The organism is Pseudomonas fluorescens (assembly GCF_001623525.1).
Lineage (GTDB): Bacteria > Pseudomonadota > Gammaproteobacteria > Pseudomonadales > Pseudomonadaceae > Aquipseudomonas > Aquipseudomonas fluorescens_Q.
The window spans coordinates 1,400,231-1,419,801 of record NZ_CP015225.1 but is presented as its reverse complement, the minus strand read 5'-3'; the positions used below and the strand labels follow the sequence as shown (position 1 = coordinate 1,419,801).

Sequence of the window (19,571 nt, the reverse complement as noted above, 5' to 3'; positions counted from 1 at the left end):
AGACATCATGACCGATCAAAAACAGCAGGACGACCACCGCAGCCGCCAGTTCCCGGTGCGTGAAGACATGGTCTTCCAGCACAAGGTCTGGCGTTTCGAGCGAGTGGGCTGGTACGTGTGGGTGCTCTGAGTCACGCATGAGAAACGGAACGCGGAGCGTCCCTGGCGGCATTCCCACGCAGAGCGTGGGAACGATCGAAGCTCGTTGATCAAAGTATCGGTTTACCCCCAGTGATCCCATAGCGGGTCCCGGAGATGTAGCTGGCTTCGTCCGAGGCCAGCAGCACGTAGATCGGCGCCACTTCAACCGGCTGGCCGGGACGGCCAAGGGGTGTCTGGGAGCCGAAATTCTGTACTTCTTCCTCGGGCATGGTCGCCACGATCAGCGGCGTCCAGATCGGTCCGGGTGCCACGCTGTTCACACGGATGCCCTTGGGGCCGAGCATTTGCGCCAAGCCGCCGGTGAAGTTGGCGATGGCGCCCTTGGTGGTGGCATACGCCAGCAGCGTCGGCTTGGGCATGTCGGAGTTGACCGAACTGGTGTTGATGATCGAGCCCCCCGGCTTCATGTGCGGCACGGCGGCCTGGCAGATCCTGAACATCGCGGTGATGTTGATATCGAACGTACGCACCCATTCTTCGTCGGATATTTGCTCAAGACTTTCATGGGTCATCTGGAACGCGGCATTGTTGACCAGGACGTCGATATGCCCGAAGCGGGCGACGGTTTCATCGACGATTTTGCGGCACTGGTCTTTGTTTGCCAGGTCTCCGGGCAGCAACAGGCATTGGCGCCCAGCCTGCTCGACCCAGCGCGCGGTTTCCTTGGCGTCTTCATGCTCGTCCAGGTAGGCAATCGCCACGTCCGCGCCTTCACGGGCAAAGGCAATGGCCACGGCACGACCGATACCGCTGTCGGCACCGGTGATCAGGGCGATTTTGTTCGCCAGGCGTCCGGAGCCGGTGTAGCTCTGTTCGCCGCAGTCCGGGTAAGGGTCCATTTTGCGCTGGGTGCCGGGCACCGGCTGGCTTTGTTTCGGGAAAGGCGGGAAAGGGTAGTCGACCATCGTCGTTCTCCAGGTGGGTTGCGATGGAGGGTGGACTTTGGGTTTTCGGGCAGAGTTCGGTCGAATTGTCCGGCCAGTCGATGAGCGTAATAAGGCGTGTTTCGTCGGCGAATAGAGGAGCCTGGCGAACATTGGACGGGCCTGTATTCTCCAATATGAGTACAGGTGTCGTTTAAGGAGCAGGGCAATGTTCAGCCACATACAGATCGGCGCGCGCGACCTGCCGACAATGGTCGCTTTTTATGATGCAGTCCTCGGCTGCCTGGGGCTGGAGCGCATCGAGGGCGAAAATGATTCGGGCCCGCCGGGAGAAGGCTGGCGTCAGCCCGGCAAGCATTGGCCCCAGGTTTTCGTCCAGTTGCCTTTCAATGGCCTGCCCGCTACGTGGGGCAATGGCATGCAAGTGAGCTTCGCCGCGGACTCCCCGCAAACCGTGCGTGCTGCCTGGGAGCAGGCGATTGCCATGGGCGGCTCCGACGAAGGCCCTCCCGGCCCGAGGCCGCAGTATTGCGAAGGCTATTTCGGGGCCTATTGCCGCGATCCGGAGGGCAACAAGCTGTGCTTTGTCCATGCGCCGGATATGCATGAATAAAGCACAGACCCCATTGCGGCCAGGAGCTTGTGTGGCGAGGGAGCTTGCTCCCGCTGGGGCGCGTAGCGGCCCCTATCTGAGGGCTGCTTCGCAGCCCAGCGGGAGCAAGCTCCCTTGCCACAGGATCAGACCCTGGCCTTCAGGCTGCGCTCCATCCGCGTGATCCCTTCCTCCAGCAGCGCCCGCGGGCAGCCGAAGTTCAAGCGCACGAACTGACCGGCGTCGTCGCCAAAATCCAGGCCGGCACTCAGCCCCACCTTGGCTTCTTTCAGGAAGAAGCCCTGCGGGTCATCCAGTCCCAACCCGGAGCAATCCAGCCAAGCCAGGTAAGTGCCCTGGGGTACGGTCATGGTGATGCCCGGCAGGCGAGTGTTCACTGCATCGACCAGGTAATCGCGGTTAGCTTGCAGGTACGCCTTCAGGGCCTCTAGCCACGGGCCGGCTTCGCTATAGGCCGCACGGGTCGCTTCAAGGCCCAGGGCATTGACGCTGTCGACCATGCCGGCCCGGGCGCTGTTGACCCGTTCGCGCAGCTTGGCGTTCTGGATAATGGCGAACGAGGTCTTCAACCCGGCGATATTGAAGGCCTTGCTGGCGGACATCAGGGTGATGGTGCGCTCGGCAATCTCCGGGCTGAGGGAGGCGGTTGGGATGTGTACACGACCGTCGAAGCACAGTTCGGCATGGATTTCGTCGGAGATGATCCAGGCGTCCTGCTCCAGGCAGATGTCTGCCACGGCCTTGAGTTCCTGGCGGTCAAACACCTTGCCCAACGGGTTGTGAGGATTGCTCAGCAACAGCGCGCCACCGCCCTGCAAGGACTCGCGCAACGCAGCCAATGGCGTGTGGAATTCACCGTTGACCGGGTTGAATGGCAATTCCACTTTGTTCAACTGCCAGTGACCTGGGGCGTTGCGCAGCGGCGGGTAGTTGGGCACCTGCACCACGACATTCTGCTGGGGCGCTACCAAGGCATGCAGGGCCATGTTGAAGCCCGGTTCGACACCCGGCAGGAACACAATCTGCTGGGGCTCGACGCGCCAGGCGTACTTGCTCCACAGATCGGCCACGACGGCGGCGCGCAGATCGTCCTGGGCCACGCTGTAGCCCAGCATCGGATGTTCCAGGCGCTTGTGCAGCGCGTCGATGATCACCGGTGGGGCGGGGAAGTCCATATCGGCGACCCACATCGGCAACACATCGGCCGGGTAGCGGCTCCATTTGGTACTGCCGGTGCCGTGGCGTTCCAATACCGTGTCGAAATCGAAAGTCATGGGGGTTCCATCAGTCAGTCATGAGATGGCGAACATCATAAAGCAAAGGCCAATTGTCGGGGCCAGGCGAATCTGTAGCTCGACGCACGTAACTCGACAGGCTCGCGCCGCACTGGAGTTGCCTGCGCAAAGGCAAGGCAGCGCAGCAGGCCTTTTTTCGAGCGCCTCGCGCTAGCGCAGTCCTCTGGCACGAATGTATCTCCATGTATCAAGCGCCACTGTCGATACGCACCGTTGCACTCCAGGCCGTCGCTGACACATGGGCGATACCTGGCCGACGTCAAATGAGCCCACCGAGACAGCCCCAGCCGTCTCACTGGCTCACCCCACGTCGGAGATAACATCATGAACTGGAAAAACCTCAGCATCGCTTCCTTGTTTGCCGCACTGAGCCTTGGCGCTGTCGTGGCCAATGCCCAAGACAGCATCAAGCCTCACACCTACCTGTATGGCGACCACCTGGATGTCGCCAAGGTGCTTTCGGTCAAGCAAGGCTCGGGCTGCGGCGTCGTGGAGACACGCATGACCTATTTGGACTCGGCCGGCCAGATCCAGGCACTGGACTACAACGCCGTCGCCCAGGACTGCGCTCAGGACAATTGATCCAGGTCCGTGGGCCACTCACTCAAGGAGAGTCATCATGCTTGCAATTTCATCCGTTTGCGCCTGGCACCGTTGCCTGGTTCACACCGCCAGGGGCAGTGCGCTCAGTCTCGCACTGCTCGCTGCCAGCCCAGGTGCCTGGGCGGCCACCGCCGCGGTCGCGCCAGCCAGTACGGTTCAATCGTCTCAATCCGAGGCCATCCGCCCATACCGCATCCATGTCGATGACGCGAAGCTGGCCGAACTGCGCAAGCGCATTGCCGACGCCCGTTGGCCGGACAAGGAAACCGTCAATGACGTTTCCCAGGGCGTGCAACTGGCCCAGGTACAGGACTTGGTGAAGTATTGGGGCAACGGTTATGACTGGCGCAAGGCCGAGGCCAGGCTCAATGCATTGCCCGAGTTCATCACCACGATCGATGGTGTCGACATCCAGTTCATTCATGTGCGTTCGCGCAATCCCAACGCCATGCCGCTGATCCTTACCCATGGCTGGCCGGGTTCGCAATTGGAGTTCCTCAAGACCATCGGCCCGTTGACCGATCCGACCGCCTATGGGGGGCGTGCCGAGGACTCTTTCGACGTCGTGATTCCATCGATTCCAGGTCACGGCTTTTCCGGCAAGCCGACCGAGTTGGGCTGGGGCCCGGACCGCGTGGCCAAGGCCTGGGACGTGCTGATGAAACGCCTCGGCTACACCCATTACGTGTCCCAGGGCGGTGATCATGGGTCGGTCATCTCCGACGCCTTGGGCCGCCTGGCGCCGCCCGGTTTGCTGGGTATCCATTTGAACATGCCGGCGACCGTGCCGCCGGAGCTGGTGAAGCCGATCAACAGCGGCGAACCGGCACCGGCCGGGCTGAGCGCTTCAGAACGCACTGCCTACAACTCGCTGAGCAGCTTCTTCGGCCGCAATGCAGCTTACGGCGCGATGATGGTGACCCGGCCGCAGACCATCGGTTACCTGCTGGCAGATTCGCCCTCGGGCACAGCGGCATGGATGTACGAGAAATTTGCCGCCTGGACTGACAGCGAAGGCAAGCCGGAGCGTGTGCTCAGTCGCGATGAAATGCTCGACGACATCAGCCTGTACTGGCTGACCGACAGCGGCGCATCGTCCTCCCGTTTCTATTGGGAGAACAACAACAATAACTTCAGCGCGGTGGCGCAAAAAACCGCTGACATCAAGGTCCCGGTGGCGATCACCGTGTTCCCCGGTGAAATCTACCGCGCACCGAAAACCTGGGCCCAGCGCGCCTACCCATCGCTGTCCTACTTCAAGGAAGTCAGCAAGGGCGGCCATTTCGCTGCCTGGGAGCAGCCGCAATTGTTCAGCGAAGAGTTGCGCGAGGCATTCCGGCCATTGCGTAGCGCCGCGAAAAACACCGTCGCCCAGACCGCTCATTAAACCTTTCCTGGCGGCTCAGAACCGGGAGCCGCTCACCCGCCATTCGTAAGGGAGATTCACATGGACACGACTCTGAACCACCCATCCGCAGCGCGCCATGGTCGCTTGTTCACCCCGGCCCTCCTGGTGTTCGCGATGATGCAATTGGGCGCCTTGGGCTTCGCTTCGTCGCAGGCTAACGCCGCCGATGTACCTGCCGGCACCATCGGCGCCATTACACCGGGCAGTCACACCTCGTTCGGCCCGCTGAAGCACGTCAAGGCTGGCCTGCTGGACGTTTCCTATGCCGAGGTCGGTCCCGCCGATGGGCCGGTGGTCATCCTGCTGCATGGTTGGCCCTATGACATTCACAGCTACGCGGATGTGGCACCCGCGCTGGCAGAGAAGGGCTATCGCGTGCTGATCCCGTACGCCCGCGGTTATGGCGACACGCGCTTCCTGTCGGCCAAGACCCTGCGCAACGGCCAGCCTTCTGCACTGGCAAGCGATCTGATTGATTTCATGGACGCGCTGAAGATCAAGCAGGCCGTGCTCGGCGGTTATGACTGGGGCGCACGCACCGCCGACATTGTCGCGGCCCTTTGGCCGGAGCGGGTGAAGGCGCTGGTGGCGGTGAGTGGCTACCTGATCGGCAGCCAGGAGGCCGGCAAGACACCGCTACCACCGGCCGCCGAACTGCAGTGGTGGTATCAGTTCTACTTTGCGACCGAGCGCGGCCGCCTCGGTTACGAGAAAAACACCCACGACTTCGCCAAACTGATCTGGAAACTGGCGTCGCCCAAGTGGAACTTCGATGACGCAACGTATGAGCGCAGTGCCGCCGCTTTGCAGAACCCCGATCATGTCGCCGTTTCAATCTTCAACTATCGCTGGCGCCTGGGCGTGGTCAAGGGCGAGGCCAAATACGATGCACTGGAAAAGAAACTGGCGACGTTCCCGTCGATCAGCGTGCCGACCATCACCTTGGAGGGTGATGCCAATGGCGCTCCTCATCCGCCCGTCGAAGCCTATGCCAAGCGTTTCACTGGCCAATACGAACATCGCCTGATCGATGGCGGTGTCGGCCACAACTTGCCGCAAGAAGCACCGCGAGCGTTCGCCCAGGCCGTGATCGACGCCGATCACCTCCAGTGAGGCCGCGTTCCCGGCATCTGAAGTGAAGGGGAACCCGAAACAACGGGTTCGCCTCCCAAAGGCTGATACCTGAAATCACCTTGGATCAGGCAAACATGCCGGCGAATCCGGCAACCGGATAGGCGTTTCGCTCCACATACTCTCGCGGCCCTGAGGCCCTGCCACAGCTGTATCCGAGTGGCGGGGACTTCTGTAGGCCATCGAAAACACGTGTGCGAGTGCTTGATATGGAAAACAACACGATCCGCTTTGCCTGCAACGGCTGCGGCATCTGCTGCAAGGGGCGGCTGATTCCACTGACGTTGGATGAGGCAAGGCAGTGGCTACACCGCGGACATGAGGTGGCGGTCATACTGGAGGCGTTCGATGAGTCAACCTGGCCTTCCGAGCCTAGGCAATTCGCCCACAGCGCCCAACGGGCCGTGGCCGTCACCAGTGGCGATGCCCAGATTCGAGTCGTGGCGGTACTGGCGGGCAATGCGCTGACGCAGTGCCGCAATCTCGGCGACGATGGTCGTTGCGGCATCTATGAAGAGCGGCCGCTGGTCTGTCGAATCTATCCGATGGAAATCAATCCGCTCATTGCCTTGCGTCCTGCCGACAAGGTCTGCCCGCCTGAGGTCTGGGAGACGGGCGAGGTCTTGTTCAGCGACCGCGTTGTCGATCCGATCCTGGCCGATCAGATCGAACGCTCCCGCCAGGCGGACAGGGACGATGCCCAGGCCAAGATTGCGCTGTGTGAAGCGATGGGCATGAACGTCGCCGCCTGGAAAGGCAACGCGTTGGCGGTGTACTTGCCTGATCGGGCGCAGCTGACTGAGGCGATCATTCGCTACGATCGCGCCCCGGTGGCACCGACAGGCCTGGATTGGAAAGTGCGGGTCGAAACGCCGGCCCTGGCCCAACACCTGCTGCAAGTGGGGGTCGCGCTGGATGATCAGCGGTCAACCGGCTACATCTTCCAGAATCTTTAGGCACCCAGCCAAACCATCACTTTGTGCCCCCCAAACTCCTGAAACATATTGTCATTTCTGGCCCGAGGTGACTGATGCGAGCTACGGATCGTTAAATCGAGTAAGAAATTGCGTCAATCAGGCAAGCGACTCGAACCGCCGACCCAGCATACTGCGTCCATATTGATCAACGACTTACGGTGATGGCGAACAGTGTTCGCATCACCGCCAGGCGTGGGTCCGATGTTTTCAAGGAGTGAAATGTGCACACCGACTTCAACTGCGACCAGGGCGTCAGCGACATCAGTCGCCTGGCCGGTTCGGTCAGCCAGCTGGTGCCCAGCGAGGGCGACCAGATCACCGCCATTGCCGGCTTGAGCCTGCATCGGCGCAACACGATCACCGCGCCGACGCACTGCATCTATGGCCTGGGTATCGGCGTGACCTTGCAGGGCCGCAAGCAAGCCATGCTCGGGGACGAGATACTGACTTACGCGCCGGGCCAGTCGATGGTGACCTGCGTGGATCTGCCGGTCATTTCCCACATCTCCCAAGCCAGCGTCGCCAAGCCGTTCCTGGGCATGATGCTGAGATTCGACAGCACGATGGTGATGCAGGTGGCCGAGCGCATGCAGTTGTCACAACGCATGAGGGACGACGCGTTTCGACCGGTTACCGTACAAGCCCTGGATACCAGGGTGCTGGACGCCCTGCGACGCTTGATAGACCTGCTGGGGGAACCGTCGCTGCTTGAGACAGTCGCTCCGCTGATCAAGGAAGAGATCATCGCGCGCCTGTTGAGCGGTGCCCACGCGCCACAGTTGCTGCATGTGATCGCTGCCGGGTCACCCAGCCAGCACATCGCCAAGACGGTTGCCTGGCTGAAACTGAATTTTCGCCAGGCGTTGCGTATGGACGATCTGGCGGCACAAGCGCACATGAGTCCGTCCACGTTTCGCCAGCATTTTCGCACCGTGACCGGAATGAGTCCGTTGCAATACCAGAAGCAGCTGCGGCTACAAGCCGCTCGGCAGTTGATGTTGAGCCAGAATGTCGACGCGAGCAGTGCAGGGGGCTTGGTTGGCTATGAAAGTGCCTCGCAGTTCAGCCGTGAATACAGCCGCCTGTTCGGCGCGCCACCGCAGCGGGATATCAAGCGCATTCGCTTGTGATCGTGAGGCTTGTCTGGCGTTGCGGCCAGACAGCCTCACACGCCTGTCACGCCAATTTGAAAGGTAACTCACGCAACGGTTTACCCGTCAGGCTCGCCACCGCGTTGGCAAAAGCGGGGGCCAGTGCCGGCAGGCCGGGTTCACCCATCCCCGTAGGAGGCTCGGCGCTGGGCACGATGTGGACGGCAAATGTCGGCATGTCGGTAATGCGCGGCACGCTGAAGTCAGCAAAATTGCTTTGTTGCACCACGCCATCTTTCAGCGTGATCGCGCCACCTGGCAGGCACATCGACAATCCCATCAGCGCCGCGCCTTGGACCTGGGCCTCGACACTGCGAGGGTTGACCGCCAGGTTGCAGTGCACACCGGCCGTCACGTTATGCAGCACCGGACGACCGTCCTGCACCGAGGCTTCGACGACGTAGGCCACCACCGAGCTGAACGACTCGTGGACCGCCACGCCCCAGGCATGGCCCGCCGGCAACTGGCGCTTGCCATACTCACTCTTGTCCACGGCCAATTGCAGCGCCTCGCGATGGCGTGGGCTCTGGTCGCCAAACAGCTTCATCCGGTAGGCCACTGGATCCTGCTTGGTCGTGCGGGCGATCTCGTCGATCAGCGTTTCCATCACAAACGCCGTATGGGTGGAGCCCACGCTGCGCCACCACAGCACGGGAACGTTGAGCTTGGGGTGATGAACCGTCAGCCGCATGGGCAGCGGATACGGATTACGCAGGCCTTCCGTGGCGGTCGGGTCGATGCCGTTTTTCACCCGCCCGCCAAACACGGTGCCGGTGATGATCGATTGGCCCACCAGGGCGTGGTCCCAGGCGAGTACTTTGCCGCTGTCGTCAAAACCGATGCGCGCACGGTGCAGGTGCATGGGCCGATAGTAACCGCCCTTGATGTCGTCCTCCCGGCTCCAAAGGGTGCGGATAGGGGCGTTGACCCCGGCGGTGCGCGCGGCCTTGGCGACCTCGCAAGCCAGTACGACGAAATCGTTGGTGGGCACGCCGCGCCGGCCAAAACCACCGCCGGCGGTCTGCACGTTCACCTGGATCTGCTCTGGCTTGAGGCCCAGTACCTTGGCGGCCGCGGCACCGTCACCGCCGGGGAACTGCGTACCGACCCACAGTTGAGCGCCATCCCCGGCGAGCTGCACGGTGCAATTGAGGGGCTCCATCGGGGCATGGGCGAGGTAGGGAAACACGAACTCGGCGTCCAGTTGATGCGGCGCGCTGGCAAGTGGCGTCATGTCGGCATCAAAGTGCAGTGGGCCGGGCTGATTGGCCAGTTCCCGGTATTGCGCCAATTGTTTCTCGCTGTCCACTTTTTCTACAGCGCTCGCATCCCACTCCACCTTCAGCGCGTCGCGTGCCAGCTTTGCCTGCCAGTAACTGTCGGCGACCACCGCAACACCTTCGGCACCGCCGTCCAGTGGGACGCGCAACACGGCTTTTACGCCTTTCGTGGCACGTGCCGCGCTGTCATCCAGGGAGGCGATTCTGGCGCCGAACACCGGAGGTCGGGCGACAACAGCGGTGAGCTGCCCCGGCAGATGCATGTCGATGCCAAAATCCTGCTGGCCGCTGCTCTTGGCCTTGGCGTCGATGCGTGTCGTAGCCTGGCCGATGATGCGGAAATCCTTGGGATCCTTGAGCGTGATCTGCTCGGGCACCGGCATCGCCATCGCGGCTTCGGCCAGCTCGCCGTAGCTGGCTTTACGGCCTGCCGGGCCGAGGACCATGCCGGCCTGGGTGCTCAGGCTCGCCACGTCCACGTTCCAGCGCGCGGCGGCGGCACTCAGCAACATGGCGCGGGCACGGGCGCCGAGTTCGCGGTACTGGGTGTAGCTGTTCTTGATCGAGTTGGAACCGCCGGTCAGGTGAATGCCGAAATTCGGGTCCATGTAGGCGGCGTCACTGTTGCCGTTGCGACTGCGTACCAGGCTCCAGTCGGCATCGAGTTCTTCGGCAAGAATCATCGGCAAGCCGGTCTGCACGCCTTGGCCGAACTCCAGGCGGTTGATGGTCACCGTCACTTCGCCGCTGGGCGCGATTTGCACAAATGCCGAGGGTTGCTGGCTCGGTTTGAGCGGCACAGCGGCGCCATTGGTCTCTTGTGCCAGGGCCAGGTGTGGAAACGCCCCCAAGGCCAGCCCGCCGATGCCGACGATCTTGAGAAAACTGCGGCGCGGCAGCGTAGCGGGGCTGTCAGCCTCGTCGCGTTCAAGCAGGAGTTGCAAGGCGCGAGGGCGCTCGTTCGGGAAGATCTCGTTCAACATGGTCTGCTCCGATCAGGCAAGGGCTTTGGCGGCATCAGCCACCGCGGCGCGGATACGGGCGTAGGTGCCACAGCGGCAGATGTTGCCGGCCATGGCCGAGTCGATCTCGGCGGCCGTGGGCTGCTTGCCCTTGGGTTGGGCCTTGAGGAAAGCGGTCGCGCTCATGATCTGGCCGCTCTGGCAGTAGCCACATTGCGCCACGTCATGCTTGACCCACGCTTCGTGCACGGCGCTGCCGACCGGATCGCTGCCGTTGGTTGCCGCTTCGATGGTGGTGATTTTCTTGCCTTCGGCGGCGGCAATGGGCGTCACGCAGGAACGAATGGCCTGGCCATCCAGGTGCACGGTGCAAGCGCCACACAACGCCGCGCCGCAGCCGAACTTGGTGCCGGTCATGCCCAGCGTGTCGCGCAAGGTCCAAAGAATCGGGGTGCTTGGGTCTACGTCGACCGTGTATTCACGGCCATTGATGTTGAGGGCGCTCATAGGGGTACCAGCTCCGGATGGTTTGGCTCTGGTTAACTATAGAAAGCTATGTTTGGGAGCGATTGCACGATCCGGGCGGATGATTGCCTAATCTTGCAAATTGACTGGAGCGCCAGACGAGAGCTACCAATGGCATTTCTCATGCAACGGCCAGCAAGCCGCTTTTCATCGCGCAATTCTTGATGCTGTTGTACAGGAAGTCGACGATTTCCTGCGCTTCTTCGACGGTTTTGTCGAAGACTGCAATCAACATCTTCTCCACGTCCTCGGCCGCATAGCCCACAGCCTGGAGGAAGATGGCGGCCTGCTTCCACGCAAGTTTGAAGGTGTCTCTGAGGATCTTGCCGATTTGCTCGATCCCTTCAATGCCCTTCAGGATGCCCTGATAGACGTATTCCAACCATTTCTTCGCGTCTTGGAACAATCCGACAAAGAACTGTTTGATCTTCTCCAGCAGGATGCCTGGGAGATTTTCCAGAGGACCAATGTCGACATCCAGGTCGAAGCTGGCGATGTCATGCGTGCTGCTGGCCAAGGTAAAGCTGAACGAGGCGTTGGCAAATATTCCCTGGCCTGTGGTGCCGAAGGCCAGGTCGGCATTGATGGTGTCGTCGATGCTCAGCGTGCCGAGTGGTCCAAGATCGATGGACTCGTTAATACCGACGCTGGCCGAACCTTGTGCGTTGATTGAGTCGATACCGTCGATATCGGCCTGTAGGTTGAAGGTCGAACCACCGAGAGTGGTGTCCTTGAGTTCAAAGTGACAATGGTCAGCTCGAATATCGATATCGATTTGCGGGCCGATACCCAGTAGATAAGCTTCACCGGAGATCATGAATGCGGGCGTTCGATAGGACGGTTGCGGGTTAGTGGCGTCCGAGAAGGTGCACAGCAGCACACTAGGGCCGCCCGAGCCCTGGGCACCCGTGAGCTTGAACAGCTTGTCATTGCCGATGACGATTGGCGCCATTTCGACATTGAAGGCGATGCCTTTTTGCGGCATGACCTCGACCTTGATCTGTTCTCGGATCCACAGAAACTGGATATCGGCAAAAATGTGGAAGCCCTGTGGGAACGTCAATGTGGCGATGCTGACTGGCTGAGGCACGACGTACAGTTGGGCTTCCAGGGACACCGAGATCTGCCCCCCGTTACGCTGCATTTCGTAGTGGTACATCGTGGAAAGATCGAGCAGGTACCAAATCTGGTCCGGTGTGTTCACAATCAACTGGATCTGGCCACTATCGGCGGGCAGGTCAACGCCACCGGCGGCGAACATTTCACGAATTTTAGCCAGGTCGTAATGGTTCAGGGCATCGTGGTAGGTCGGCCAGTCACTGTCGAAGCTGTGCAATCGACCCACCGCTATCTGGGTGAGTACATCGCGCAGGAAACCGGGCAAGTCCGAGGCAGTAGCACCGGTCAACTCGTCAAAGACCTTGGCCAGGCTGAGGTCGCTGACAGCGCCGGCAACCATTGACTGGCTAGGTTGCACGGTGTCGATGAACACCGCCAAGGCGCTATCGATGTCGGCTATATCCAGTTCGGCGGCAAATCCGATCGAAGGTTCGCCTTCGAAGGAAATGCCAAGCTCGAACGCCAAGCTCTTGAGCTTGAATACCGAGAAGTCGAGGGTGCCGTTATCGTTTTCAACCACCATGTCGCCCGATACGAATGCGCCGTTTTCCACGACTGCCAAGCTGACATCGAAGCGCACCGGTTGCGACTCGAGGGTGGCGCGAGCGGTGGCGGTCAGATAGAACTCAACCTGTTCGGCCTGTATCTGAACGCCCAAGGCCCCGCTGAGCGTTACCGAACGATTGATCACCGTGCTGATATTTGCGAAAAGCCGTGCCTGGGTGCCGGCATCGGTGCCAATGAATATCCCCGCATTCAGGTTCGTGTCTGGCGAAATGGACAGCATTCTGGCCAGGTTTTGCAGGATCCTGTTTTGCTTCAGTTGGGTCTGCGCGTAAAAGTAGAAGCCTTCCTGCAGTCCACCTGACCAGGCCGGAATAGTGATCTGTTTTGACTTGATCTGCGGATTTTGAAATAGGTCCAAAGCCGGAAAAGTGAAATCCGACTTCTTCAGCGTGGAAACGATCACCACCTGCTCGCCGGCAATGGGAAAGATATCCAGGAACGCCTGGATGGATGCAAGTCCTGGCAGCGCCGACAGCTTGCACAGGGACAAGTCCAGGCCCAGAGCAAAGCCCCAGGTACCTTGTTGGTCCAGAAGTTCGAAAGCCAGCGAGCCGGCGTTGGCAACCTGGGTTCCGAACGAAAGCTTGAATTGATCCTGGTTCTTGGTGATCAACAACGTCGAGTCGGTAAACGTCAAGTCGCCAAGCCCACTGGGCAGTACATCTTTGGCGTTGCATAGCCAGCCGATCAGCCCGTTCAACGTGACTTGGGGCAGGGCACCCCGCAACGCTAGCCCCTGAGTGGGATCGTAAGACATGGCCAGCGTCAGGTTGTCGTCGAAGACCAGCCCGCCGGCAAACTGAGCCGAGGTCTTAGCGTTCGCCCCGAGCCCTTTTGACAAGCCGAATTGAATGTCCTCGATGGCCAGGTTGTGCGGGCCCAGTGGAATGACCCACCCTGGGGAGTCGGCCATTTCGGTGTAAAAGTTGTAGCCGGCCTGGGTATCGATGTTGACCGACAGCATGTCGATCGTCAGATCGGCCGGCGGCTGGATCGACGGCAGGTACCGCGTGACCAGCGCCTGCAGCGGCAGCGTAACCGCGTCCTCCAGTTCGCCGGCAATGAAGAAATCAGGATAGCCGGCGCTAACGTTTACTTGGGCGGCATTACCGATCAGGAACAACGCATTTATCGAAGCACCCGGTGCAGGCTTGATAAAAGGCAGGGTGACATGGAACTCAACGGATATGGATTCGAGCAGAAACTCATCGCCCAGCAGTTTCCATTGAGCGTCCGGGATACCAACGGTCAGGTAGACATAGTCGACGCTAAGGCCGGTGCCCGACCCCGTCAGTGCGATCGCCGCGTCCAGCAACTGCAGCTTGCCGGCATCATGCAGGGCGTCTTGCAGTGGCCCCGGCAGGTAGTCGATTAGCGTCGAGGTGCCTGCCAGGTCCAGCAGGTCCGCCAGATTGCTCAGGGTGAAACCGCTGAATTCTCCGGTGATCACCAGCTTGCGAGTGCCCTTGGGAATCTTCGATGACAGCTCAACGGTCAGGCCGGCACTGGGTATCGTCAGCGCACCACTGATCGCCATGAATGGCTCATAGCTGGGGTTGGCCATCCACCATTTCGCGCTCAAAGGACTGTAAACCGAGAAGATCGTCTGGGTAAGCGCAAGCTTTTCGGAAATGGAAACGTCCAGTCCCAGGTCCACGAACAGACTGATGCCCGGCGGCGAGTTTTGTTCTTTCCATGGGAAATTGTTAACGATCTCGCGCAGCGGCGACACCTGCACGGAGGGTTCGACGATGTTTCCGCCGATCGCGAAACGGTCGTTGACGTCCAGCAGATGTTCCAGCGCCAGCAGTACGCCGTTAAGCTCAACAATGCCGGCGAAACCGAGCCCTGCGTCCAGCGACACTGGCGCCTTGGTGGAGCCCAAGTCGATATCAACGACGGTAGCATCGGTCAGTGCATAGAACCATGCCGAGGTCAGCGTGAGATCGTCCAGCGCCGACGTCTGGGGAGCGGTGACACTGGAACTGAAATCGAAGCTGACGGGCAGATCCGGGAAACTGTCGGAAAATTTCCAGTTTCGTCCTGTGCCAATCAAAGTGAACATCAACTGGACAGTGACGTCGCCGCTTTGCGGATCGAGCACAAACGTGGCTGTTACGGGAGCGTTAGCCACTTGGCGAAAAAGCGAGGCGGTGCCGACGCGCTGCACTGTATTGCCGGCGTCGTCGGGACCGATGCTCGCATTGGAAATGGTCAGCGGTTGATGGTCGAAAATGCGCCCGTAAAAGTCGGCGAATTTTGCCGTGGTCACCGTACTGGCAACGATGGTTGTCGTCCCGTCCAGCCCAATCTTGAGGTTCTCGCGAAGCGTTTGGATATCCATGGCCATTTCTTCATCAGAGAGCGAAGTTCGCTGGGGTTATTCTTCGAGAGTCATGACGATAGGCATGTGGTCGCTGATGATCTTGGCATTCTTCATTGCCAGTTGCAGCTGCATGCGGGTGACGATCATGAAGGTGAAGCTGTCCATGATTTCCTGGAGGACGACGTTGGGAACGCAGACCTTGAGTTCCCAATTGGAGGTGATGCCACGGATGAATATGTTGTCGTAGGCGCTTGCCAAAAAGGCGTCGTCAACATCGCCTTGCTGGATCATTTTCTGGCGATTGGCGATGTCATTGACGAACGATTTCAACGAGGTAAGGGTAGTTTTTTCGCCGTCGAATATACCGGAGAACTTCAGGCTGGTCAGAGGCGCATAGGTAGCGGCATTGGCCGTGTTGTAGTTGAAGTCGCCAGAGATCAAAAAGGCCGTGTTGCCCGTGTTGATCTCGATCTCTTCACTTAGATCTGCCAGCAACTGGATGGTCGCATCTTTCTTGTGATACTTGGGTTGAGGGGCATGCCAGAGCAGGCAGTTGAGTTCCTTGGGCTTGCCCGCGGTTCTGGCCTGCATGTTCCAGAACAATGGATTGCGGTCAGCGAAAATCACCTTGGTGCTGGTGGCGACCGCCATGTTGCTGACGCTGACGTTTGCATCGTCCCAAAGCAATGCGTACTTGTCGGCGCGCCGGGCGAACGTATGGGCGACTTCAATATTTCGCTGCGACACCTCGTATTTCCACTTGCTGCCTGAGCCGACAAGCTTCTTGCGATCATTGATGGCCTGGACCAGCACTTGCACCGCTTGCTCACCCGTGCCGAGCGTCACTTCCATGACGCCGATGACGTTAGCCTGCATCTCGTCGATCAGCACGGCGATCCAGGCCGCGACGTTGACGTTGCGAAAGACGTCCTTGGCGCATTTCTTCGAGGACAGGCTTTCAATATTCCATGACATGTAATCGGCGATTTCCGGCATGGGCGTTCACTCCATGTGAAGGCGATTTCGGTATCCCGGCGGTGTCAACGCTGGTTCCGCCGGGATATCGTTCAGCTGGCGGTGACGCTGGCGGTACCTGTCAGCAGGATCTGATTGCCCACGCCTGTGATGTTCAGGTTCTCAGGCGTCACCTGCAGAGTGAAACCTTCGAAATTGCCGCTCAGATCCGGAATTTGCAGCAGGGTCTGGGCCAGCTGACCTTGGATCGTTTCCTGGATCTGGCCTCCTACCACATCGTTGAGGATCGCCAGGGTAATGGAGGAGATCACACCACCGCCCAACGTCGCCATCCACGCCCAGAAATTGGAGGGCGTGATGTTGACCGATGGGCGAGAAACACTGCCGCCGCTTATACGGATGTTACGTTGCGCATCCACCACCACCTGCAGCGTCGCGGTGACTGGGCTGATGGAAATATCCCAGTCTGCCGGCCCCAAGCTGTAGCTACCGCTCAAGTTGAGCGTCAGCGTCAGGTTACCGTTGTTGACCGAAGCGCTGTAACTGTTGAGATGCACGACGGCACCGCTGGCCGAATAGGTCTTCTGTACTGTGCTCCACCACAGATTGGCGACGACCTGTTGGATCAGCGGCTCGGTGAGTACCAGGTTGAAGCCGCCATTGGATGGCGGTTGCTTTTGGCTGATCGCCACCGGCGAGAACAATCCGCCCGCCGCATAGGCGTTGCCGCCATCGATCAACAGGGCGTATCCGGCAAAGGTGATACCGTTGACGGGCCCCAGCGGTATGGCGATGGCGGATATCAGGCTGTTCACCCGGCTGGCGATATCACTCTTCAAGGCGTCCAGGATTTCGTTCACAAACGGATCATCGGTGACAAAGTTGATATCGGTCACTGACAGACGCACCACACCGTTGCCATCTACTGTGGCCCGTGCACTGGCATTGGCACCGACTGTGCTGCTGGTGGGGTCCCCGCCGGCCACGGTCACGGACAGCTCCACCGGCATGCTGACCATGAAAGTTTGACCGCTACCGCTGGCGGCCAAACTGAATGTCGGTGGTGCAGATACGCTCCAGGTCAAACTCGCGTTCGCATCGGGAATGTTTGCGGTGTCGCTCAGCTTGGGCGCGATGGTGGGAAAAATGGATTCACTGGCGTTGTTTAATAACGATTGCGAAAGGCCCGCGATGAAATCGGTGGACATGGTCGAAACTCCTTTTTCAATCAGATAGTGGCCAAGGCCTTGCGGGCTTCCGTGGTGGCGACCTGCGACAGGCTGGCGAGCAGATTGGGGTTGGAGAGCTGGCCGTTGAGCGCGGCGATGAGCTTCGTCTGGTTGGCGTCCTCATTGAGCAGTTGGTTGATGGTGGCTTTAAAGACGGTCGCCAGATCGATATCGATCGTTATGTTGCCATTGCCGACGACCGGATTGACCGACAACGCGCTGAAGTTGACGACTGCGGTATCGAGCTGTCCATCCACCGCCTCGGTAGCACTGAAGACCCCGGTCAGGTCATCGACGTGGTTGATGGTCAAGCTGAAAGTACCCGGTGGCATGTCGATGTGGTTCAGGTTGACGTGCAATTCGCCACTGGCCTGGATCTGGTTGGGTACGGCGGGGGGGCGTTGGTACCCATCCTGTGTATTGGGCTGTTTGCCGTGGAAGGTCACGGTGCTGCCGTCGACGACGATCTCGGGGTCGGTTCCATTATCGAGCTTCACCTGGCTGTTGCTCAGTCCGAGGATATTCAGTTTCTTGATAACGATGTCGATCGGAATCTTTTCGATCGTGAATGAGCCCAGGTCCACTTCGGCGATGGTCAGTGGGTCCAGCGCGCTACCGTCCGGATTGTAGAGAATCGAGGACAAGTAGAAGTCGGAGGCGGGCGTCAGTAGCATGTTTTCCAGCAATTGGACGAGTTGACTGTCGGACATGATGTTCTCCTAACTGTTAAGTTGGTTGAGGATGGCTTTACGCGCGATCTGGCTGAACTCTTCCGACAGCTGTGGCGCCTGGGCGCTGAGCGCATCGTTCAGCGCTTTGGCGATCTGTGACTGGACTTCGGGTTTCTGGAACAAGCGGCCGATGATCTGCTCCAACGCGGTGTCGCGTGGCGTCAGAGTCACCGACACATCTATCTGGGCACTGTCCAGGTTTGCGCTGATATCGCTGATCGTGAGCGTCAAGGCATTCACATCGGCGCCTGACGGGGTGATCGTCAGCGAGCTTTGCAGGTTGACCACGGTCGCGGTCAGGGTGCCCTGCAGTAGGACTGGCTTGAGGCCCTGCTGGGTCAGCGAGAACCCGGCGTTCACGGTGAGCGGCGGTGCTGGTGGAACGGGCTGGCTGACCGTCGGGCCCGGGCGGTCGAGCTGTCGTACCGGCCCCTCTGCCAGAGCGCCGAAACTGAGCGTGGCGGCAATCCGCGGAGTGCTGAGCGTGACCGCCGAGAGCGGTGCTTGGGCGTTGGAACCGCCCGAAAGCGTCAGTTTGGTCAACTGGATGTTGGTGTACTTCAGCCCCCCATACGTCTGATCGGGTATGTCGATCTGAGGATTGGAATAAGGCTCCAGCACCGGATCCGACGAGCACGCGAGTTGCCACGGGAGATACCAGTTACTGTTCGCTTCGTTCAGCGCCACGCGCGTGCGATCGAACAGGAACAGGTCCACGGGCGAAGCCGCGTCCTGGCCACTGTCGTCATTGGGCAAGCCTTGGGCAGGGAGGGGGCCGAACACACTGGACATGAGGTTCTCGGCCTGTGTGCCGAGCATATCGTTGACGCTTTGCAGGTTGGAGGGCAAATTCAACATGCTGCTTAATGCGCCGACCATGGCTGCCTGGCCTTGGGAAGCGCTGAGCGCCTGCCTGATCAACTCAATCAGCTCATCTTTGCCCGTCAGGTCGCCATCCAGCGTGAGTTGCGTGAAGTTCAGCGTGATGGAACCGCCCTTGACGTTGGTGATTTTCAGGTCGCTCACCCCGATGGCCAGGGAACGGGTTGCGGCGCTGCCTTCGATGGTCACGCTGACCTGCGCGTTCAACATGCATTCACTGAACGCGACAGTGAACGCACCGGTGCCGATGATGTCAGTGGTCGAGGTGTCGGGAGCGTCCCCGATCAGGAGCGACTGGTCGATGCGATAGTTGCCAGACATCGTCAGCGGCGGCAAATGTGTCTGCCCCGAGGGGCCGTTATAGTAATTGAACAGCAATGGCAGGGTGATGGAGTAGCCTTGGCCCGTAAGTGTGGAGGACGACGGATTAACGAAGATGTTTTGCAAACCGTCCACCAGGACTGCAGACAGACTCAGGTACGGATACGGTTTTTTGGGATCGGGCACGGCGTCTTCGTCGTTCATCAGTGACCATACGTTGGCGAACCGCTGGGCGATATAGTTGCCATTGTCGCCGGTCAGATAGCCCAGATCCTGCTCGTCGGCATGCACCGGCAGCACCGGATTTCCATCCCCCCCTTGCATCTCCGCCAGTTGCTTGGGCAGCCATAGCTTGGCATTGTCCGGGTCGTTGAGGCACGGTTGCAGCGTGTCGAGAAAAAAACTCATCAAGGTGCTCATGGGTGCTCCG

Annotated in this window: 16 protein-coding genes; 7 read left to right on the top strand and 9 right to left on the bottom strand. The window is 59.9% G+C overall.

The window, feature by feature from the left end:
- The first annotated feature begins 7 nt into the window (after positions 1-7).
- Positions 8-130 (top strand): hypothetical protein, encoded by a 123-nt coding sequence (locus tag TK06_RS33190; protein WP_259332310.1) that lies wholly within the window; start codon positions 8-10, stop codon positions 128-130.
- 79 nt (positions 131-209) lie between these two features.
- On the opposite strand, the gene TK06_RS06115 is transcribed toward TK06_RS33190, so the two are convergent.
- On the bottom strand, positions 210-1,067 hold the full coding sequence (locus tag TK06_RS06115; RefSeq protein WP_063321291.1) for an SDR family oxidoreductase: 858 nt from the start codon (positions 1,065-1,067) through the stop codon (positions 210-212).
- 187 nt (positions 1,068-1,254) lie between these two features.
- On the opposite strand from TK06_RS06115, the gene TK06_RS06110 reads away from it, so the two are divergent.
- Complete coding sequence (locus TK06_RS06110) at positions 1,255-1,659, top strand: VOC family protein (protein ID WP_063321290.1); 405 nt, start codon at positions 1,255-1,257, stop codon at positions 1,657-1,659.
- 125 nt (positions 1,660-1,784) lie between these two features.
- On the opposite strand, the gene TK06_RS06105 is transcribed toward TK06_RS06110, so the two are convergent.
- Positions 1,785-2,933: a MalY/PatB family protein gene (locus TK06_RS06105; protein WP_063321289.1), complete on the bottom strand. Its 1,149-nt coding sequence runs from the start codon at positions 2,931-2,933 to the stop codon at positions 1,785-1,787.
- A gap of 345 nt (positions 2,934-3,278) precedes the next feature.
- Between TK06_RS06105 and TK06_RS06100 the strand changes: the two genes are divergently transcribed.
- From TK06_RS06100 to TK06_RS06080, 5 genes are all read left to right on the top strand, one after another.
- Entirely contained in the window at positions 3,279-3,536 is a 258-nt protein-coding gene (locus TK06_RS06100; RefSeq protein WP_063321288.1) for a DUF2790 domain-containing protein, read from the top strand.
- Between the two features lie 37 nt (positions 3,537-3,573).
- Positions 3,574-4,944: an epoxide hydrolase family protein gene (locus tag TK06_RS06095; RefSeq protein ID WP_063321287.1), complete on the top strand. Its 1,371-nt coding sequence runs from the start codon at positions 3,574-3,576 to the stop codon at positions 4,942-4,944.
- Between the two features lie 60 nt (positions 4,945-5,004).
- On the top strand, positions 5,005-6,078 hold the full coding sequence (locus TK06_RS06090) for an alpha/beta fold hydrolase (RefSeq protein ID WP_063321286.1): 1,074 nt from the start codon (positions 5,005-5,007) through the stop codon (positions 6,076-6,078).
- Positions 6,079-6,305: 227 nt separating this feature from the next.
- A complete protein-coding gene (locus TK06_RS06085; RefSeq protein WP_063321285.1) occupies positions 6,306-7,052 on the top strand; it encodes a YkgJ family cysteine cluster protein in 747 nt (248 codons plus the stop codon).
- A gap of 242 nt (positions 7,053-7,294) precedes the next feature.
- Positions 7,295-8,203: an AraC family transcriptional regulator gene (locus tag TK06_RS06080; protein ID WP_063321284.1), complete on the top strand. Its 909-nt coding sequence runs from the start codon at positions 7,295-7,297 to the stop codon at positions 8,201-8,203.
- 46 nt (positions 8,204-8,249) lie between these two features.
- Here the strand turns inward: TK06_RS06080 and TK06_RS06075 are convergent, their stop codons facing one another.
- The 7 genes from TK06_RS06075 to TK06_RS06045 all read right to left on the bottom strand — a co-directional run bounded on the left by TK06_RS06075 (position 8,250) and on the right by TK06_RS06045 (position 19,561).
- Positions 8,250-10,487, bottom strand: a complete 2,238-nt coding sequence (locus tag TK06_RS06075) for a xanthine dehydrogenase family protein molybdopterin-binding subunit (protein ID WP_063321283.1) — start codon at positions 10,485-10,487, stop codon at positions 8,250-8,252.
- Positions 10,488-10,499: 12 nt separating this feature from the next.
- Positions 10,500-10,973: a (2Fe-2S)-binding protein gene (locus tag TK06_RS06070; protein WP_003201837.1), complete on the bottom strand. Its 474-nt coding sequence runs from the start codon at positions 10,971-10,973 to the stop codon at positions 10,500-10,502.
- A gap of 139 nt (positions 10,974-11,112) precedes the next feature.
- Positions 11,113-15,027 (bottom strand): hypothetical protein, encoded by a 3,915-nt coding sequence (locus TK06_RS06065; protein WP_153044825.1) that lies wholly within the window; start codon positions 15,025-15,027, stop codon positions 11,113-11,115.
- Between the two features lie 30 nt (positions 15,028-15,057).
- Entirely contained in the window at positions 15,058-15,999 is a 942-nt protein-coding gene (locus TK06_RS06060) for a hypothetical protein (protein ID WP_063321281.1), read from the bottom strand.
- 71 nt (positions 16,000-16,070) lie between these two features.
- Positions 16,071-17,186 (bottom strand): hypothetical protein, encoded by a 1,116-nt coding sequence (locus TK06_RS06055; protein WP_063321280.1) that lies wholly within the window; start codon positions 17,184-17,186, stop codon positions 16,071-16,073.
- A gap of 20 nt (positions 17,187-17,206) precedes the next feature.
- A complete protein-coding gene (locus tag TK06_RS06050) occupies positions 17,207-17,917 on the bottom strand; it encodes a hypothetical protein (protein WP_063321279.1) in 711 nt (236 codons plus the stop codon).
- A gap of 9 nt (positions 17,918-17,926) precedes the next feature.
- Positions 17,927-19,561 (bottom strand): hypothetical protein, encoded by a 1,635-nt coding sequence (locus tag TK06_RS06045; RefSeq protein WP_063321278.1) that lies wholly within the window; start codon positions 19,559-19,561, stop codon positions 17,927-17,929.
- Positions 19,562-19,571 lie beyond the last annotated feature (10 nt).

Coding starts and splice junctions, on each gene's coding strand:
- TK06_RS33190 (WP_259332310.1), top strand. CDS start 8: ATGACCGATCAAAAACAGCAGGACGACCACCGCAGCCGCCAGTTCCCG.
- TK06_RS06115 (WP_063321291.1), bottom strand. CDS start 1,067: ATGGTCGACTACCCTTTCCCGCCTTTCCCGAAACAAAGCCAGCCGGTG.
- TK06_RS06110 (WP_063321290.1), top strand. CDS start 1,255: ATGTTCAGCCACATACAGATCGGCGCGCGCGACCTGCCGACAATGGTC.
- TK06_RS06105 (WP_063321289.1), bottom strand. CDS start 2,933: ATGACTTTCGATTTCGACACGGTATTGGAACGCCACGGCACCGGCAGT.
- TK06_RS06100 (WP_063321288.1), top strand. CDS start 3,279: ATGAACTGGAAAAACCTCAGCATCGCTTCCTTGTTTGCCGCACTGAGC.
- TK06_RS06095 (WP_063321287.1), top strand. CDS start 3,574: ATGCTTGCAATTTCATCCGTTTGCGCCTGGCACCGTTGCCTGGTTCAC.
- TK06_RS06090 (WP_063321286.1), top strand. CDS start 5,005: ATGGACACGACTCTGAACCACCCATCCGCAGCGCGCCATGGTCGCTTG.
- TK06_RS06085 (WP_063321285.1), top strand. CDS start 6,306: ATGGAAAACAACACGATCCGCTTTGCCTGCAACGGCTGCGGCATCTGC.
- TK06_RS06075 (WP_063321283.1), bottom strand. CDS start 10,487: ATGTTGAACGAGATCTTCCCGAACGAGCGCCCTCGCGCCTTGCAACTC.
- TK06_RS06070 (WP_003201837.1), bottom strand. CDS start 10,973: ATGAGCGCCCTCAACATCAATGGCCGTGAATACACGGTCGACGTAGAC.
- TK06_RS06065 (WP_153044825.1), bottom strand. CDS start 15,027: ATGGCCATGGATATCCAAACGCTTCGCGAGAACCTCAAGATTGGGCTG.
- TK06_RS06060 (WP_063321281.1), bottom strand. CDS start 15,999: ATGCCGGAAATCGCCGATTACATGTCATGGAATATTGAAAGCCTGTCC.
- TK06_RS06055 (WP_063321280.1), bottom strand. CDS start 17,186: ATGTCCACCGATTTCATCGCGGGCCTTTCGCAATCGTTATTAAACAAC.
- TK06_RS06050 (WP_063321279.1), bottom strand. CDS start 17,917: ATGTCCGACAGTCAACTCGTCCAATTGCTGGAAAACATGCTACTGACG.
- TK06_RS06045 (WP_063321278.1), bottom strand. CDS start 19,561: ATGAGCACCTTGATGAGTTTTTTTCTCGACACGCTGCAACCGTGCCTC.